Source organism: Acetobacterium tundrae (assembly GCF_008086615.1).
In the GTDB taxonomy this organism is placed as follows: Bacteria; Bacillota; Clostridia; order Eubacteriales; family Eubacteriaceae; genus Acetobacterium; species Acetobacterium tundrae.
Genome location: NZ_RXYB01000007.1, coordinates 19,403 through 34,207, shown reverse-complemented (window position 1 = coordinate 34,207; position 14,805 = coordinate 19,403). Strand labels below are relative to the sequence as shown.

Sequence of the window (14,805 nt, the reverse complement as noted above, 5' to 3'; positions counted from 1 at the left end):
CGATGGATGTTGAGCAATTGTTATTAACAAGGGCAAGAGAAAGTAAACCAAGCCAAGCCAGAGTAAAAGGATTTACTCTGGCTTGGCTTTTGTTAGAAACAATGACCCTATAGAAATTGACCTTCGGTTCTAGTAGCTTTAGATCACTTCAATGGTGGCCATCGTTTTATGAATATTAGCGAGTCGCTCGGTTGGTATGGTTTCTAAATACAGCTTTAAATTTTTCTGCATCAAAACTTCTGCTTCTGAATATTCAACGACATTTACTTCCTGGTTGATGGGATTGTGCTTAATTAAAGCCGCTACCTCAATATCGTCTAGCAAATCAAACACGGTGGATGCTTCAGCTGCGGAAAATTGACCAGCTATGATAATATCTTCCATATCGGCAAGTGTTTTAATATACTCTTTTATAATCTGTAGTTTATCTTCAAAATATCGGCAGGAAAGCAATTCACTGACAATATCCCGATAGGTTTTATCATCCATCTTAACGCCCATGTAGTATTTGACAATGGTTTTCGAATGAGGATTGAAACGCGGAACAAAAACTTTCTCGATGGAACTTGTTTCAAGTGCGGTGCAAATCTTTAATGCTATTTTAGGCAAGTTTGAAAGAAGATAGTGCTCCACTGAGGTGTTTGAAATCTCCAAGTCTTCAAACATTTCATTTGTTGCTGCCAGTAATTGATCAAAAATAAACGGCTGTTTTTTCCCTTGTAGCTCATTTTCTATCTTTTGAATATCCAAAAGATTTAAGTCTAGAGATTGAACCGGTTTCTTTAGGAATATACATCCCAAAGCATTTTGAAGAACCTGTTCGCAAAGATTCTCAAGTAAGTCTTTGTAATTTTCATCATAACCGCACATGACTTCGTGAATGATGTCGGCATCAAATTTTTGGCAAAATAAATTTTCATAGTATAAATTTTCCAAATATTGAATGATGTATTCCACACCGGCTAAGTCAGTGACGGGATGGATGAGCTGATAATCAATTGAACCGGGGATTTCATGGGTACCAAAGTTTACGTTATATTGTTCAAAAAAGGGTTTAAGTCCCGTCTCAATGGTTGCATTATAAGTGTGGTTTTGAGTTGAAATTTTGGTTTTATCAATTTGATGAAAAAAATACTTTGCAACATTCAGTTTTCGGATAATGATTTTGTAGCCATATTCGTAGAGCTTTTCAATGGGTTCATGAATGATGTGATAAATAGCTGTTGAAACATTAGGCAATGACTTTAGATAAATACTGATGGTGTATAAGTTGGAAGCCATAATATTTTGGGCAATTTCCACACTTACCGAGCTGCTTTGCCCTTTTGTATACCGTTCAGTACTTTCGGATAAGAGTTTAAGACATTCTCCCTGGATGCGTTCAGATTCTAATTGGCTCAGTTCACCCTGGATATAAGCCTCTTGTAAAAGTGATTGAAAAAAAAATTCCTTACTAAGCTTCTGTTCATCAATTTTTGAGTGTTTATCGATACTATTCATTGTTTTCTTCTTTCTCCTCCGCTTCCATTTCTCTTTTGATTGCTTCTTCCAGCTCATTATAATCTGGGTTGTAGCCAAACCTGACATTTCGTGCCATTCTATCAAGCTCACTGAATTTAAGTTGGTCCAGGGAGCCGTGACAAACACCATCAAAATACATTTTCATATAGTTGATTAGGTCATCGTCACTCATTAAATCAAGAGTTTCATTTTTATAGTAATAAAATATTTCAATAAGTTCGTGCAGAATTCCTTCAAAATTATCTTGCGAAAGATAGGGAGAGTCGCAAAATACGATAATTATTTTTCCGATGATTCCGCCACCAAATTCAATCCTTCCCAAATTTTCGAGGGAATAGGAACGCGTTTCAACAAGTTCAAGAGCGGATGCTTCGGTTAGTGCCAGTGAATATTGATCGATTATTTCGTTACACAGCATTATTTCTGAAACGGCTTGCTTTTGGACAAGCGCATTATCAAAAAGCATTAGATTAAATGACATGTTGGTTACCTCATTTGTAAAATATTTGATAGACATAAAAGACGTATTTTTTATTGACAATGCATTTTTTATGTGATATGATACGCTTGTAATTTATCAGAATATATTATTTGTGCGTATAAATTTAATGATATCACAAGTGTTAAGCTAAATCAATAAATATAAAAAGAAAAACAGGTGCCGTTTTAATAGCGGCGCCTGTTTTTCTTTTTTGTACCAGTTGATTGCTTTTGAGGAATAAGGGTAATACAAATATAAAATTGCATGCTAAAATGGACTGGAGGTATTTAGATCAATGGAAAATAAAAAAAATGACCATAAAGAAAGTCTTTCCAAAGAAAAAAATATGACTTTCTCAGATGAGTTATTAAAAATGGCAACAGCAGAAAACGATGATGTCTTGAGGCAACTTGATACGCAATTAAAAGGCCTTCAAGAGGATGAAGCCAATTTGAGAATAAAACAATACGGATTCAATGAGATTGCTCGAAAAAAAAAGAAATCGGTGCTGCTGCATTTTTTCAATAATTTAAAAAATCCCTTAGTTATTCTGCTTTCCGTTTTGGCTGTGATCTCATATCTGACCGGAGATGTACGGGCGACCTTAGTTATTTTTGCAATGGTAATTTTAGGCGTTGTTCTTCGCTTTTTTCAGGAAATGCGTGCTGATAATACCGCGGAAAAACTTAAAGAAATGGTCAGCAGCGAAGCAACTGTGATCCGGGATGGAGAAGAAAAAGAAATACCACTGAAGATGTTGGTTCCCGGAGATATCATTCGTTTATCGGCGGGGGATATGACCCCCGGTGATATTCGCATTCTATCAGCTAAGGACTTATTTCTCAATCAGTCAGCACTTACGGGAGAAGCGATGCCAATCGAAAAACAGTCAAAACCAGTGTCAAAAGACCAGCGTAATCCTCTAGAAGTTGAGAATTTATGCTTCTTAGGTTCAAATGTTGTGAGCGGAACGGCTTTGGCAGTGGTGATTCATACCGGTGATAAAACATACTTTGGCTCTTTGGCCGCCAGTATTACAGAGGAACAGGAGTTAACGAGTTTTGATAAAGGGATCAATGGATTTACCTGGCTGATGATTCGTTTTATTGGGGTTATGGTACCTGTGGTATTTCTGATTAATGGTATCAGCAAGCAGAACTGGCTGGAAGCCTTTCTTTTTGCAATGGCAGTCGCAGTCGGATTAACCCCTGAGATGATGCCGATGATTGTATCGGTCAATCTTTCAAAGGGAGCAATGATGATGTCCCGCAAAAAGGTGATTGTCAAGCGCTTGAATTCAATTCAAAATTTTGGTGCCATGGACTTGTTATGCACCGATAAAACCGGAACCATCACAGAGGGGAAAATAATTCTTGAAAAGCACGTCAATGTACAGGGAGAACCAAGCTCCAGGGTCCTGCATTATGGGTATCTGAATAGTTATCATCATACCGGATTGAAAAATCTCATGGATGAAGCGATTCTCGATCATGGTGAATTGGAAGAGTTTTTACAAGCCGATGAAAAGTATAACAAGATCGATGAGATCCCTTTTGATTTTACCCGAAAACGGATGTCGGTTATTGTTAAAGACGAAACTGGTTTGAATATATTGATCTGCAAAGGTTCGGTGGACAAAATTATTGATTGTTGCAACCGTGTGGAAATCCATGGAAACATTTTTCCGATGCTTCCCGAATATGAAGAAAACGCAGAGAAGGTCGTTGGCGAGTTAAATGCGCAGGGATTTCTTGCTATTGCGCTGGCATACAAGGAAATTCCGAATGCTTCGGATCAGCCGGTTTATGAAATTAAAGATGAATCGGAGCTTGTGCTGCTGGGATTCTTATCTTTCCTTGATCCGCCGAAAAACTCTGTGCCAGACGCATTGAAACGTTTAAAGGATTTGAATGTGGGAGTTAAGATTCTAACCGGTGACAATGAGGTTACGACTGCCTATATCTGCAGGGAAGTAGGGCTTGCCACTGATAAGATTTTGATCGGTTCTCAAATTGAAAAAATGAATGAAGCGGAACTTGCTGAAGCAGTCAATGAAACCGTCATCTTTGCAAAACTCTCGCCAAATCATAAAGAGGAGATTATCCATGCTTTGCAGAAAAATGGCCATGTTGTCGGATTTATGGGAGATGGAATCAACGATGCTCCAGCTTTAAAGGCGGCCGATGTTGGAATTTCTGTGGATGATGCGGTCGATATTGCCAAGGAATCCTCAGACATCATTTTGTTGGATAATAATCTTTTGGTGCTGGAACAAGGGGTTAAAGAAGGCAGACGGGTATTCGGAAACATCGTTAAATACATCCGAATGGCTGCCAGTTCCAATTTTGGTAATATGTTCAGCGTAGTCGGAGCCAGTGCATTTTTACCATTCCTGCCGATGCTGCCAATACAGGTACTGACTAATAATTTGTTATATGACTTTTCCCAGACAACCATCCCCACCGATCAGGTTGATCCGGAATGGATGAAGAAACCCCGTCAATGGCGAATCGGAGAAATCCAAAAATTCATTTTATGTATTGGACCGATCAGTTCGATTTTCGATTATCTGACATTTTTCATGATGATTAATGTATTTAACTGCTGGGATAATCCGGCCTTGTTTCATACCGGTTGGTTTGTTGAATCTGTTTTTACTCAGACGCTGATTATTCATGTCATTCGGACCAATAAAATACCATTTCTTCAAAGCCGCGCAAGCTGGCCTCTGCTTATTTCATCAATTCTCATTGCTTTAGCGGCGGCCTGGCTGACGGTTTCGCCACTCGCTCAAACACTGGGGTTTGTGTCATTACCGCCGCTTTACTGGCTGTTGCTGTTATTTATTTTAATGGGATATATCGTCTTGACCCAACTAGTTAAAACTTGGTTTTTTCACAAATTTGGAGAGTGAATAATATTATCGTTTGAATTGTGTACAATTTTAAGCAAAATGTTTATAATATAATAAATATTGTGCATTAATAATGGGCTAGTTAATGACAACGTCAGATAAAATTTAAATTTGAAGCTAATGATTGGAGAAAGTATAATCAATGAAGATATCAATATTGCAAATCATCATCATCATTAGCAGCGTGTTTCTATTAGGCATTTTTGTTTTTTGGGGTATGAAAAAAAGAATAAAAAGAAAAAAGGGCCGAGAGATCCGACGATTTAATGAGTTGGTTCAAACCTTCATTGAATCAGAAGAAATCCCCGTTTGCTTAAAAGATGAAGAATTAAGTTATATTTTCATAAATGGTGCGATGGAAAAATTTTATGGAATCAGTTCGGGAAAAATTATTGGCTTGGATGATTTTGAGATACTTGATGAGAAGACGGCCACCAAAGAACGAAAAACTGATCGGAAAGTACTGGAGACGAAAACATTTGTGACAGATGAAATGTTATGGCAGGGAAATGTATATAAATCGACTAAATTTCCAGTCGATTTATTGAATGGAAACTTTGGAGTTGGTACATATATCCGAAGTGTTTCGGAAAGAAACAGAGAAAAATATTTAAAAACCTTGCTTTCAATTGGTGATGGGGTAATGGTGGTCGATCGAAAAGGAATCATTGAAATGTTAAACAGCACCGCCGAGAAAATGACGGGATGGAGTGCAGAAGAGGCAGTAGGCAAGCATTATAAAGAGGTTTTTGTTTTAATTCACGAAAAAAAAGAGGGGATTATTATTGATCCGATTAAGGCCGTTTTTAATACTAATTCGATGAAAGAATTAGATAGTCAGGTTATGTTGGTTGCTAGAAATGGCGAAAAATACCATTTGGAAGACAGTGTCGCACCAATTAGCGATGATGAAGGAAATGTTGGCGGTGCGGTGGTGGTATTCAGAGATGTAACTGAAAAAACAGAAAAAAGAGAAGAACTGGAATTCAATAGTTTTCATGATTCACTGACAGGTTTATACAATCGTCGATTTTTTGAGGAAGAACTGATCCGATTGGATACCGAAAGGAATCTTCCGATTTCAGTGATTATTGGCGATGTTGATGGATTAAAATTAACAAATGATATTTTTGGACATGAAGCCGGTGATGAATTATTGAGAAAAGTATCAGAGATATTCAAAAAGGTGTGCCGGGCCGATGATATTATTGCTCGTTGGGGAGGCGATGAGTTTGCCATTTTACTTCCTCAAACTCAAAAGAAAGATGCTGAAAGAATTTCAAATCGGATTAAAGATGATTTTAGCAAAGAAAAAATAAAAGCCGTTCAAGGAAATGTATCAATGGGATATGCAACAAAGTATCAGGCGGAGGAGAATATTGCCAATATTCTAGAAAAAGCAGAAGAAAATATGTATATGAAAAAAACTTTGGATCGGGGCCAAAACAAAGAAGATTCTTTCAATATGATTTTAGAAACACTTTATGAAGAATTTCCATCTGAGGCTAGACATGCTAGAAAAACAAGCGAAATATGCCAAAAAATTGCGAGAAAAATGAATCTTTCCGATGAAGAGGTTATCAAGGTTTCAAAAGCGGCATATTTACATGATATTGGTAAAGTTGCCCTTGATAAAGAGATTGCTTCTAAGAATGAATATGTGGTAGATAATACCTGGAAAGAAATGCAATTACACCCGGTTGTGGGTTATCGGATTTTGAATGCCTTTGATCACACGGTTGATTTGGCAAATATCGTCTTAGGGCATCATGAAAGATGGGATGGAAGCGGCTATCCACAAGGATTAAAAGGAAGAGAGACACCAAAATTGTCGCGAATTATTGCAGTCGGGGAACGGTTTGATGACATGACAAGCAATCGATCGTATCGAAAAGTAATTAGCCAAAAAGAAGCAATAGAAGAAATAAAAAGAAATGTTGGCACCCACTATGATCCGGAGATCGTGGAGGCATTGGAAAGAGAATTTGTGGAAGAAAGATGATAAATCTGCTTTTGCATCAAGCTCGGATCAGATTAAAGAATGAACTGATTTAACTAAAGTCTCAATAAAACTGAGCATTTATTGAGACTTTATATATTTGTCGAACACCTTGATGAATATTTCAACTAAATTCGGATCATACTGGGTTCCGGAACAATTAATAATTTCATTAATTGCAGTATCAATGGATAGCGCCGGACGGTAAGGTCGATCATTTGTCATGGCATCAAAAGAGTCAACAATTGCCAGAATACGGCATTCAATAGGAATTTTATCTCCGGATATGCCTAGCGGATAGCCGGATCCATCCCATCTCTCATGATGTTTGAGGATTAAATGGGAGATCTCTTTTAAATCTGAGGATTCATTGGCAATCCGCTCTCCGATAATAGAATGGCTTTTCATTACTTTCCATTCATCAGGCGTTAAACCGGATGGCTTTTTAAGAATGCTATCTGGAATACCAACTTTTCCGATATCATGAAACTTTGTTAATAACTGGATGCGGTCCATAATATTTTGATGTAAATGAAGGTGTTGAGCAATAATGGTTGATAAAGCATGCATCCGATTGGTATGACCCTCGGTGATGTAATCTTTGGCGGCCAAAGTTTTCATGAGTGTTTTTACTAAACTGTTGCGAATACTGGACTCTTTAAGCAATTTATTTTGGTACATGTTATTGTCAGCTTCTTGAAAAAGAAAATCAGAATTGATACAGCCGGAGGCATGGTAAGCGTATCCATAAGAAAGAGATATCTTAAACGCCGAATCACTGGATTCGTTAAAGGCATTTAATGCGATTTTCAAATTTTCTAAAGCCATCTCGATGGTTTCAGGCAATTGATTTCGTACAATAACACCAAATTCATCGCCGCCGACTCGTGATACAATGCCAAATCGTTGAAAATACTGATTGATAAATTGGCTTGTTGTAATAATTACCTGATCCCCTGCTAAGTGCCCAAGAGTATCGTTGACAAATTTTAAACCATCAATATCGAGGAGAATAATGATCAGATTTTTAATGTCCTGATGGTCTATTTCTTCAAGTGCTGCTTCAAAAAAATGTCGGTTGGCAATGTGCGTTAGAGCATCCTTTTCGGCTAAATCTCGCAATCTGTTTTCCAGCGTTACCCGTTCAGTCATGTCACGAATCATGATCAATACTTCATCAAATTCTGAAATTTGAATACGAACCTCAAAGTAGTGAAGTTGCTCATTTAAAGGCATCGTAAAATAATAGGCGCTTAAAACTTTGCTAGCCACAACCGATTGGATCACCTGTTTCAAATCATCCATAATGGTTTGGTTTCGCATGATTTCTAAAGTAACATTGGAGGCGCAATTTAAAGAAGAACCAAATGGAGCAATGTGACCGTTTTCATCGCCGATTAATAAAATATCCGGAATGGTGGCAATTAATGCCCTACTGCGGCTGTTAACCCGTTCCAGATCCAATAATTTAGTTTGAAGTTCAGAATAATAATTCTTTTTAAATGAGTTTTCTCCAAGACCAATAATGGACTCTCGGGTGATCTCTTTTTTATTTTTGGGAATATAATACTCGTTCATAAATGCTTTTCACCTCATCCTTTGTTAAAACTTTTGGATTGGTTACCATGCAGGGATCATTGAGTGCATTCTCGACTAGATAATCCAGCATCGCCCCATCAAGTGTTTCCACGGCAATGGTGGATTTGATGTGCAGATTGTTTCGCATGGAAACAATTTTGTCGATGATTCTTTCAAGAAGAACGTCATTAGTAAGATTATCGACTGGAATGCCCAATTGTTTAGCAATATTTCTAAACCGATCAGGCACACTGTCAAAATTAATACGAATAACATGCTCGAGTAAAATGCTGTTGCATTCACCATGAGGCCGGTCTAAAAGCCCCCCCATGGAGTGGGCCATGGCGTGGACAGCACCAAGGCTGGCATTTGAAAAAGCCAGGCCGGCTTGAAGGGAACCATGCATGACTTGAAACATCGTATCGAGGGTTCTATCGGGTAATATTGATTTTTCAATTTCCTGACTGATTAGTTTGAGTGATTCCAAGGCGTGAACATCGGTTAATGCCGAATGGGTATTGGATACATAAGCTTCAATTGCGTGAGTTAAGGCATCCATTCCGGTACAAGCTGTTAAATAGGGGTCCATGGTCATAAGGGGCACAGGGTCAATCAGGGCCAAATCGGGGACGATCTTTTTACTGATGATGGCACGTTTTATATTTGTAGAACTATCCTTGATAATTGCAAATTGAGATACGTCGGCAGAAGAACCAGCGGTCGTTGGAATACAAATCAGGGGAGGACCCGGCATTTTCACCTCATCGACGCCTTCATAATCCAAGATATAGCCACCGTTTGCAGCGACAATACTGATGCATTTTGCGCAATCGATGGAACTGCCCCCACCGATGGCAATAATCAGGTCGCAACCGAAAGATAGAAATAGCTCAGCGCCGAGCATGGCTTCAATGTCATCGGGATTTGGAGTGATTTCATCAAAAAGATAAAACCCGTGGGAATATGATCGGACGAGATTAATAATTTCCTGAAACCATTCGAACTTTTGTATCGCTTTGTCAGTCACAATCATTGGTTTTTTTGCATTAAAATGAGAAATATAGCGTCCGATCAGCAATCGCGCATCCACGCCAATGATTATTTCTGGAACAACAAATTTTCTTAATTCTAATAATGATTCTGTCAAGTTAAGATCCCCCCTGGATAGTTTAAACAATTAAATAATTTCAGTATAACAGGTCGGTTTTTAAATGTAAACCCTATTACTTAAGGAAAAATTAACACATTGTTTTTCAAATGTTGAATTTTATGATATCATCAGTATATAGAGGTAGAAAATGAATATTTTTGAGTTATCGGAACTTTCACTAACAAATGAAATGACAACTATTTTAATAGAAAATGAAAAAGTCCGAATCGAAAAAATTATCAGCACTGGGCAAATATCAGACTGGTATGATCAGGAAGAAACTGAATTTGTGGTACTATGCGATGGAAATGCTGAGTTGGAATTTGTGAATAATTGGGTCGCATTAGCAAAAGGCGACAGCCTTTTGATCCTTCCCCACCAAAAGCATCGGGTAGCCTATACATCAAATGAACCACCCTGTATTTGGTTATGTGTTTTTTACTAAGTCTTTAAAAAGGAGCTAAGAGGACGGAAATTATGAAAAATAATGAAACAAGTGAAAAAATAAAGATATTAAAAAACGGGCCTTATGTTGTATCAGGTCATGTTAAACTTTCTGAGAAAATTATAACAGCGGCGGGAAGAGGTTATGTGTACACTGAGGGGCGCGAGCTTCCCCAGGCTGAAACCTATACGTTATGTCGCTGCGGTCAATCGAAAAATCCACCATTTTGCGACGGGGCTCATATAAAAAGTGATTTTAATGGAGAAGAAACCGCATCAAAAGACAGCTTTGAAGACCGGGCAGAGTATATGGAAGGACCGGATCTTGATTTATTTGATGATCATCGGTGTGCATTTGCCCGCTTCTGTCACAGAAATGATGGCGATGTCTGGGAACTAACCGAAGAATCCAACAATCCCAGATTAAGAGAAGAGGCTATTAAGGCCGCCAGCGATTGCCCGGCAGGGCGGTTGGTTGCCGTTGATAAAGCTGGAAATGCTTTTGAACCTGAATACGAACCAGGTATTGATATCATTCAGGATCCGGAAAGAGGCGTAAGTGGCGGAATCTTTGTAAAGGGAAATATCCCAATCGAATCTTCCGACGGAACATGTTATGAAAAAAGAAATCGGGTTGTACTTTGTCGGTGTGGAAAGTCAAGCGATAAACCGTTTTGTGACGCCATGCATGTGCCCATTAAATTTAGAGACAAAAAATAAACTGGCCGGAGAATGATGAGGAATTGAAATGGATATTCAACAGGTGTTGCTAAATTTAATCGTGTTTACGCTGCCAATCATTTCGGTTGCCTATACTGTTGTTGGAATCAGGTTGTTTAAACAAAAAGTGGAGGGGCGGTTTAATTTTTTTTCGCTTTTCATGTTTGCCGCTGCAATTTATGCATTTGGTTATTTTCTGGCACTCAATTCTTTAGATAATGATTTATTTTTGATTTTTCGAAGCTTCGAATATTTGGGGGTGGTATTTATTCCAACCTGTGGGATGCTGTTTGTTTCGGGATTGACAAAGAACAAACTGCCTTTTTATGCTAAGGCTGCTGTGGCTGCAATTTCTAGTCTGCTGTGGCTTGTTTATATAACAAATCCTATTCATCATTGGACCTACAACAGCATAGAATTAATAAGAATTCAAGGGTTTTCAGTAGCACATACTTCAAAAAACCTTGGATACTATTTAATACTGGTTTACTATGCCGTTTTTTTGCTGTTTTCAACAATTGCATTGTTTAAAGCTTTTATCAAAACAAATACGGTCAGCTTGAAAAGAAATTACAAAATATTGGCTTTATTGATGCAGGTCTCCTGGATTGCCGTACTTGTCATCTTATTGGGTTTTGATAAATATCTTGATCCGACTCCGATTGTCATTTTGTTCATAACTACTTTGATTGGATACATTGAAGTTAAAAATGATATTTTTGAGTTGGAAATAAATCGCTGGAAAAACACCTTTTCTAATATTGGAGAAGGTGCATTTCTGATTAATAATGATCAGGAAATCGTCTGTTCTAATGCAAATGCAAAGGAATTTTTGAATGCAAAGGATATTAAAGAAACAATAAAAAGCCTGGATCAGGAAATTTTTAAACGAACACCGGTTAAGGTTACAATAAATAATGATACCAGATGGTTTTATATTAATAAAAATGATTTCGATTTAAAAAGAAAATTGATCAGTTATATCTTGGTAGATGTTTCAGAACGTAACCAGATTGAGGACGCTTTAAAAGAAAGTGAAGAGCGGCATCGGTTGCTGATTACCCAAATGTCTCAGGGACTGGCTGTTCATAAAGTAATCGTAGATAAGTCAGGGAATGTTGTTGATTATATATTTTTGGATGCCAACGAAAGCTATGAGCGGTTGACTGGACTTAAACGGGAAAATATTATTGGAAAATCCGTATTGACGGTATTGCCAAGAACAGAAACATATTGGATTGAGGTATATGGTCAGGTGGCAATGACGGGTGAGCCAGTCCATTTTGAAAATTATTCAATCGAATTAGATAAATGTTTTGAAGTGATTGCATATTCGCCACGATTTAAAGAATTTGCAGTAATAATATCTGATATCTCAGAAAGAAAACGAGCGGAAGAAGAAATTAGCTACTTGAGTTATCATGATTACTTAACCGGTTTGTATAACCGCCGGTTTTATGAAGAAGAATTGGTTCGATTGGATACCCCATTTAATTTGCCGATTACCCTGATTATGGGTGATGTTAACGGACTAAAACTCATCAATGATTCCTTTGGACATGTCATGGGGGATGAATTGCTTAAAAGGGCGGCGGAACTCATTTCATCGGCGTGTCCGAAACAAAGTATTGTGGCCAGGCTTGGCGGGGATGAATTTATTGTTATTTTACCCCAAACGGATGTTTTTCAAGCGGTTGAAGTGATCAAAAATCTTAAGGCAAAGATTTCAAACGAAAAGATTGGCGCGTTTGCTGTTTCCATATCTTTTGGTTATGAAACCAAAGAAAATGCGGAACAGGATATTCAAGAAATTTATAAACGAGCGGAAGATGATATGTATCGGCATAAATTGTTTGAAAGTGCAAGCATTAAAAGTAAAACCATTGATCTTATTATGAATACACTTTATGAAAAAAGCCGCCGTGAGATGCTTCACTCAAAAAGAGTCGGTGAATTGTGTAAATTGATTGCGAAAGAAATGAACTTTGAAAAAGACGATATCAATCAAATTCGAGTCGCAGGCCTGATGCATGATATAGGAAAAATGGGAATTGATGAAAAGATTCTAAACAAAGAGGGAGAATTGAATGACGATGAATGGACAGAAATTCATCGTCATCCAGAAATTGGCTATCGTATTTTAAGCGCATCAAATGAATTTTCAGAAATATCCAAGTATGTATTAGAGCATCATGAAAGATGGGATGGAACAGGGTACCCCAAGAAACTCATCGGAGCGGAAACTTCCATTCAGGCAAGAATAATTGGCGTCGCTGATGCTTATGATGCAATGACCTGTGATCGTTCTTATCGACAAGGATTAAGCGAAGCAGAAGCAATCGATGAAATCAGGCGATGTTCAGGGAAACAGTTTGATCCGGAGGTTGCCAGGGTATTGATAGAAGAAGTTTTAAAGAAAGATACAAGGTAAGCTGTCAGACAGAAAAAATTCTTCCTGTTTGGCAGCTTTTTATTTGTACTGGGGTAAAGAGGCAAATGAGTGCGAACGTCAGTGAAAAAAAGCGAAAATTGAAAAGCGCTTTCTTGATATTGTTTTTGCAAACGATATGTTATAATAAATAAAAAACAAGCATCATAAAGGAATTCATTGAGTATTAATTTAAAGAAAGAAGGGGTTTGATGAAGATTGGCTATGCATGTTTAACGGTAGGTGTACCAAATACAGATTTAAAAACTTGCTTGCTAAAAAATGCTTCCGATGAAAAATTGATTGAATTGATTGAGCATAATTTGAATGTGCTTGAAAATATGATTGATTACAATTTAAAAAATGATATCAACCTTTTTAGAATAAGTTCTTCGTTAATTCCCTTTGGCTCCAGCCCGGTGAATCATTTTAATTGGTGGGAACTTTTTGATAAGAAGCTGGCCCATATTGGTAAAAAAATCAGGCAAAGTGGAATGCGTGTTTCACTACATCCTGGTCAGTATACGGTATTAAATGCTATTGATGATGATATCGTGAAAAGAGCCATAGAAGACTTGAATTATCATACCCGCTTGTTAGATAGTCTTGGCGTCGGAACTGAACATAAAATCGTTCTGCACATCGGCGGAGTATACAATAACAAAAATAAGGGGAAACTGAGATTCATAAAAAATTATCAAGGATTGGATAAAAGGATTAAGAACAGATTGGTTATTGAAAACGATGGCAAGTGTTACACAATCTGTGATGTGTTGGAAATAGGAAATTATTTGGATATTCCGGTTATTTTTGATGTTCTTCATCATAAGGATAACCCTTGCAAAGAGGAAAAAACGGATGCCTTCTGGATTAAAGAAAGCAAAAAAACATGGGAAAAAAAAGATGGCAATCAAAAAATCCATTACTCACAGCAGAACCCTGAAAAAAAGCAGGGATCACATTCCAAGAACATAAGGATTGATGAGTTTATGGCCTTTTACGACAGATTGGACGACAAGAACCTAGATATTATGCTTGAAGTGAAAGATAAAAACCTCTCCGCAATAAAGTGCCTTAATTGCATATCTGAAGATAGAAAAATTAAGGTGCTTGAACGAGAATGGAGTAGGTACAAATATGCAGTTTTAGAAAGATCACCTTTGGACTATCTGGAAATCCGAAAGCTGTTACATAATAAAAACAATTATCCCGCCATTGAATTTTATCATTTGATTGAAAATGCTTTGCAAAAAGAAACAACCATCGGAAATTCGATTAATGTTGCGCAACATATATGGGGCTATTTTAGAAATAATGCCTTACCCAGTGAAAAAAAGTATTTTTTAAAGCTGCTGGATCGGTACGAAAAAGGGGAAGTATCGATTAAAAAAGTAAAGAAAAATTTGTGGAAAATGGCAGTTAAATACGAACAGGTATATCTGTTAGAATCTTATTATTACGAAATGGTGTAAAAAAACTACAAAAATATAAGAATAGAATAATAAAATTTAGGGGATAAAATCATGAATGGAAAAGGTGCTTTTGAATTAATTTTGGCCAATCATCTGAG

General features: G+C 37.3%; 10 protein-coding genes. 6 read left to right on the top strand and 4 right to left on the bottom strand.

What is annotated here, in order from left to right; genetic code table 11:
* Positions 1–138: 138 nt before the first annotated feature.
* Both FZC40_RS07335 and FZC40_RS07330 read right to left on the bottom strand, forming a co-directional pair.
* Complete coding sequence (locus FZC40_RS07335) at positions 139–1,500, bottom strand: DUF6179 domain-containing protein (protein ID WP_148603262.1); 1,362 nt, start codon at positions 1,498–1,500, stop codon at positions 139–141.
* A complete protein-coding gene (locus FZC40_RS07330; RefSeq protein WP_148603261.1) occupies positions 1,493–2,002 on the bottom strand; it encodes a DUF6323 family protein in 510 nt (169 codons plus the stop codon). The genes FZC40_RS07335 and FZC40_RS07330 overlap by 8 nt, the downstream gene beginning before the upstream one ends.
* Positions 2,003–2,297: 295 nt before the next feature.
* Between FZC40_RS07330 and mgtA the strand changes: the two genes are divergently transcribed.
* Positions 2,298–4,916, top strand: coding sequence for a magnesium-translocating P-type ATPase (gene mgtA / locus FZC40_RS07325; protein WP_148603260.1), 2,619 nt, complete (start codon positions 2,298–2,300; stop codon positions 4,914–4,916).
* A gap of 142 nt (positions 4,917–5,058) precedes the next feature.
* The gene (locus FZC40_RS07320; RefSeq protein WP_148603259.1) at positions 5,059–6,918 is read left to right on the top strand and encodes a diguanylate cyclase; all 1,860 of its coding nucleotides are present in this window, start codon (positions 5,059–5,061) and stop codon (positions 6,916–6,918) included.
* A 78-nt stretch (positions 6,919–6,996) separates the two neighbouring features.
* Here FZC40_RS07320 and FZC40_RS07315 read toward each other — a convergent pair whose 3' ends face one another.
* Positions 6,997–8,493, bottom strand: a complete 1,497-nt coding sequence (locus tag FZC40_RS07315) for a sensor domain-containing diguanylate cyclase/phosphohydrolase (RefSeq protein WP_148603258.1) — start codon at positions 8,491–8,493, stop codon at positions 6,997–6,999.
* Positions 8,465–9,640, bottom strand: a complete 1,176-nt coding sequence (locus FZC40_RS07310) for an iron-containing alcohol dehydrogenase (protein ID WP_148603257.1) — start codon at positions 9,638–9,640, stop codon at positions 8,465–8,467. Before FZC40_RS07310 ends, FZC40_RS07315 begins: the two co-directional genes overlap by 29 nt.
* A 151-nt stretch (positions 9,641–9,791) precedes the next feature.
* On the opposite strand from FZC40_RS07310, the gene FZC40_RS07305 reads away from it, so the two are divergent.
* The 4 genes from FZC40_RS07305 (at position 9,792) to uvsE (ending at position 14,707) form a co-directional block, all read left to right on the top strand.
* Entirely contained in the window at positions 9,792–10,088 is a 297-nt protein-coding gene (locus tag FZC40_RS07305; protein ID WP_148603256.1) for a cupin domain-containing protein, read from the top strand.
* 32 nt (positions 10,089–10,120) lie between these two features.
* A complete protein-coding gene (locus tag FZC40_RS07300; protein ID WP_148603255.1) occupies positions 10,121–10,807 on the top strand; it encodes a CDGSH iron-sulfur domain-containing protein in 687 nt (228 codons plus the stop codon).
* A 28-nt stretch (positions 10,808–10,835) separates the two neighbouring features.
* Complete coding sequence (locus FZC40_RS07295) at positions 10,836–13,238, top strand: HD domain-containing phosphohydrolase (protein ID WP_148603254.1); 2,403 nt, start codon at positions 10,836–10,838, stop codon at positions 13,236–13,238.
* A 209-nt stretch (positions 13,239–13,447) separates the two neighbouring features.
* Complete coding sequence (gene uvsE / locus FZC40_RS07290; protein WP_148603253.1) at positions 13,448–14,707, top strand: UV DNA damage repair endonuclease UvsE; 1,260 nt, start codon at positions 13,448–13,450, stop codon at positions 14,705–14,707.
* Positions 14,708–14,805 lie beyond the last annotated feature (98 nt).

Bases quoted from the DNA above. Each gene is read 5' to 3' on its own strand.
- FZC40_RS07295 (WP_148603254.1), top strand. From the start codon at position 10,836: ATGGATATTCAACAGGTGTTGCTAAATTTAATCGTGTTTACGCTGCCA.
- FZC40_RS07335 (WP_148603262.1), bottom strand. From the start codon at position 1,500: ATGAATAGTATCGATAAACACTCAAAAATTGATGAACAGAAGCTTAGT.
- FZC40_RS07300 (WP_148603255.1), top strand. From the start codon at position 10,121: ATGAAAAATAATGAAACAAGTGAAAAAATAAAGATATTAAAAAACGGG.
- FZC40_RS07330 (WP_148603261.1), bottom strand. From the start codon at position 2,002: ATGTCATTTAATCTAATGCTTTTTGATAATGCGCTTGTCCAAAAGCAA.
- FZC40_RS07315 (WP_148603258.1), bottom strand. From the start codon at position 8,493: ATGAACGAGTATTATATTCCCAAAAATAAAAAAGAGATCACCCGAGAG.
- mgtA (WP_148603260.1), top strand. From the start codon at position 2,298: ATGGAAAATAAAAAAAATGACCATAAAGAAAGTCTTTCCAAAGAAAAA.
- FZC40_RS07305 (WP_148603256.1), top strand. From the start codon at position 9,792: ATGAATATTTTTGAGTTATCGGAACTTTCACTAACAAATGAAATGACA.
- uvsE (WP_148603253.1), top strand. From the start codon at position 13,448: ATGAAGATTGGCTATGCATGTTTAACGGTAGGTGTACCAAATACAGAT.
- FZC40_RS07320 (WP_148603259.1), top strand. From the start codon at position 5,059: ATGAAGATATCAATATTGCAAATCATCATCATCATTAGCAGCGTGTTT.